This window comes from Arthrobacter sp. H5 (assembly GCF_000520595.1).
GTDB lineage: Bacteria > Actinomycetota > Actinomycetes > Actinomycetales > Micrococcaceae > Arthrobacter_D.
The window spans coordinates 1-3676 of sequence record NZ_AZSC01000356.1 but is presented as its reverse complement, the minus strand read 5'-3'; the positions used below and the strand labels follow the sequence as shown (position 1 = coordinate 3676).

Genomic DNA, 3676 nt, shown 5'->3' with positions numbered 1-3676 from the left:
ACGCCCGGCGCTGGGAAATCGAATCCTGCTTCGATGAACTCAAGACCCACCAGCGTGGACCCTCCATCGTGCTGCGCTCCAAAACCCCGGACGGGGTCCTGCAGGAAATCTACGGATACCTCTGCGCCCACTACGCCCTGCGATCCCTGATCGCCGACGTCGCCCACCAATTCGAGGAAGACCCTTTACGGCTCTCCTTCACACGCACCCTCCGGGCAGCCAGGCGGACCATCGCCGGGCCCCCGGCCTTTTCCCCCTCACCAAGCTAAAGACGCATTCGTGCTCTTCGCCACGGAGATCCTCCACGAACTCCTGCCCCAACGAAGACCCAGAACCAACCCCAGGGCCGTCAAACGCAAAATGTCCAACTGGCCACTCAAACGCATGCCCAAGAAGCCTAAGTAAACGGCATTGGGGCTAACGGAGGACGTTTGCTGGACGCCTGCTGGGAACCAGCCGAAAGCGCAGGAGCTCCAGGCAGCTGATACCAGTCTGTCCCATCCGCCCGCGCGGTGCAGGTTGAGAACCGTACGAGGTGGTTTGGAGCCGGGTTTCGCTCGCGGCATAGCCTCTCCGGTGGACTGCCCCCATCGCCGCGCCATAGAATCAAAAAGCAGGTGATTATCGGCGTGCCGCAGACATTCTGCCCGTCGTGAACCCGCTCCGGGAGCCTCCCGGCAGGCAATGCTGAAGGGTACTGAATGAGATCGAGCACCAGGCGCATCACTTCTGCTGTGGGGCTCAGCGCCTTGATGATGCTGCCCCTGGGCGTTTCGACGGCCTTGGCGGCGGACCCAGTCAATTTTGGATCGGACACGGTTATTGATGACGCCGGCGTTCTGGAGCCGGCCGATGAGGACACTCTGGAGAATGCCATCGCGGACCTTGAGGCCGAGCACGGTTACACCCTTCATGTGGTTTATGTAGATGAGTTCACCAACCCGTCGGATCCCGGGGCGTGGGCGGCCTCTACGGCAGAAGTCAGCGAATTAGGCGCCGATGATGCCGTCCTGGTTGTTGGCGTGGAGCAGGGGCAGGCCGGGCTGCTGGCCGACAGCCGCAGCGAAGTGGATTCGCAGTCACTCGCCATCTATGAAGAGATCGTGAGACCCGAGCTTGGTCAGGGTGATTGGGAAGGCGGCGGAATCGCCGCGACCGAGGGCATTTCACAGGTCCTCTCCGGAGAGTCCGTGGGCGATAACAATTCGAACGACGACGGAGGCGGCTTGGGAACCATACTTTTTATTGGCGCACTGATTGCACTTGCAGGGGTTGGCGGCTATTTCTATCTTCGCTCCAAGAGCAACAAGGGGCAGAAGAGCCTGGAGGACCGTCCGACGGCGTCGGAGATCGACTTCGGGCCCGGCCGGGGAGCCGACGGCAAAGTACTCGATCCGCTGGCTTCCGTCAGCGTCGAGGATCTGCGCAAACGTGCCGGCAGCCTGCTCATAGCTGCCGACGACGCCATCAAGTCGAGTGAGCAGGAGCTCGGCTTCGCGCAGGCCCAGTATGGCGACGCCTCGGTCAAGCCGTTTGCCGAGGATATTGCAGCGGCCAAATCACACATGACCGAATCGTTCAAACTGCAGCAGCAGTTGGACGACCACATCCCCGACACCGAGGAGGAGCAGCGCACCTGGCTCGGGGACATTATCCGACGTTGTGAATCGGTCAGCGAGTCCCTGCAGGAGCACAAGGAAGACTTCGACGCACTCCGCGAACTGGAACGCAATGCGCCACAAGCCCTCGCGGACGCACGCTCATCGGCCACGGATGTTGGCACACGTGTTGCAGCGGCAGAACGAACGCTCGAGCGGCTTCGCGGGGCCTACGCAGACTCCGCAACCTCACAGGTACAGGACAACATCCAGCAGGCGCGGGAGCGCCTGAGCTTTGTCGATAACGCTGCGGAGACAGCGCAACGGAACCTCTCCGAAGGCAACACCAGCGCCGCCGTCGTAGCCGTCCGCGCCACCGAGGAGAGCGTTCACCAGACCACCGTTCTCCTGCAGGCGATCGACAAGCGCGCCGCTGAGCTGGACGATGCGCAGCGCGAAATGGAACGGGCAGTCTCCGACACCGCGCAGGATCTGGCGCAGGCCCAGGCAATGGTTTCGACCGGCCAGCACCAGGATCTTGCTGGTCCAGTGGCAAACGCCCAGGCGGCACTCGAAACCGTGAGAAGGGAAGTCGCCACCGGCCGTATCGACCCCATCTCCCTGCTGCAACGCATCGAGGCCGCCCATAGCCAGCTTGACGCGTCGCTCGGTGGAGTCAAAGACCAGAACGAGCAGGCGCACCGGGCCCGCGAGGCTCTTCAGCACACCATCATGGCCGCCCAATCGCGGATCTCCGGCACAGCGGACTACATTCGTGCACGCCGCGGCGGTGTGGGCAGTGAGGCACGCACCCGCCTGGCCGAAGCGGAACGAAACCTCGACTATGCGCTGGAGATCCAATCCTCCGACCCGGTCACAGCGTTGTCCCACGCCCAGCAGGCCGGCGCGCTGGCCGAGCAGGCCGCTCAGATTGCGCAGCAGGACGTTGAAGGATTCGGGGGCCGCATGGGAGGCTTCGGCGGCGGCGGCATGTTCGGCGGACGCGGAGACGGCATGGGTGGCGCCCTGCTGGGCGGCATCCTGATTGGATCGATCCTCAACGGCGGCGGACACGGAGGAGGTTTCTTCGGCGGTGACGGTGGGGGCGGCGACGGCGGAATGTTCGGCGGTGGCGGATTTGGCGGATTCGATGCCGGCGGTGGTGGCTTCGGCGACTTCGGCGGTGGTTTCGGCGATTTCTAGACAGTTCAGGCAGGCATGCAAATGAAGTTCATTACAGGCAGATCGAAAGGGAAACCCATGGTAAAGCAGTCGATATTCGGGCGCATCGCCCAGTTGGCCAAAGCAAACATCAACTCCATCCTGGACCAGGCCGAAGATCCGCAGAAGATGCTGGATCAGATGGTCCGCGATTATTCCAACAGCATCTCCGAGGCGGAAAGCGCCGTTGCGCAGACCATCGGCAACCTGCGCATGCTTCAAGAGGATTACAACGAGGACATTGAAGCCTCCCGGAACTGGGGAAACAAGGCCTTGGCCGCCTCAAAGAAGGCGGACGAGTACCGCGCTTCCGGAGACAGCGTTGATGCCACGAAGTTCGACAACCTTGCCAAGGTGGCCATTCAGCGGCAAATGGCTTCTGAGAATGAGGCGAAGGGCGCCGAACCCACGATTGCGTCGCAGACCGAGATCGTGGAGAAGCTTAAGAACGGCCTGAACCAGATGAAGGGCAAGCTGACCGAGCTCACCAGCAAACGGGATGAACTCATTGCCCGTTCCCGCACCGCTCAGGCTCAGCAGCAGGTCCACGACGCCGTCAAGAGCATCGACTTCATGGACCCCACCAGCGAGGTTGGCCGCTTCGAGGAAAAGATCCGCCGCGAGGAAGCCAAGGTGCTTGGGCAGTCCGAGCTGGCCAATTCGAGTCTCGATGCCCAGTTTGAAAGCCTGGAGGACCTTGGTGAGCAGACCGAGATCGAAGCACGTCTGGCGGCTCTGAAGTCCGGCGGCTCCGGCGGCACGCCATCGGCTATCGGCCAGGGCAAAGAGGAAACGCCCAACTACTAGTCACCTTCACCGGGACACCCGGACGGCGGGTTGCCAGCGATCATCGCCGG

Annotated in this window: 2 protein-coding genes and 1 pseudogene; all 3 read left to right on the top strand. The window is 62.4% G+C overall.

The genetic code is table 11. The features are described 5' to 3' along the window. Positions 1-269: pseudogene (locus tag Y708_RS0101500) on the top strand (IS4 family transposase); the annotation flags it as partial. Between the two features lie 432 nt (positions 270-701). After that, positions 702-2801, top strand: a complete 2100-nt coding sequence (locus Y708_RS0101495; protein WP_028278553.1) for a TPM domain-containing protein — start codon at positions 702-704, stop codon at positions 2799-2801. A 57-nt stretch (positions 2802-2858) separates the two neighbouring features. Continuing rightward, positions 2859-3626, top strand: a complete 768-nt coding sequence (locus Y708_RS22195) for a PspA/IM30 family protein (protein ID WP_035774965.1) — start codon at positions 2859-2861, stop codon at positions 3624-3626. The last annotated feature ends 50 nt before the right edge of the window (positions 3627-3676 follow it).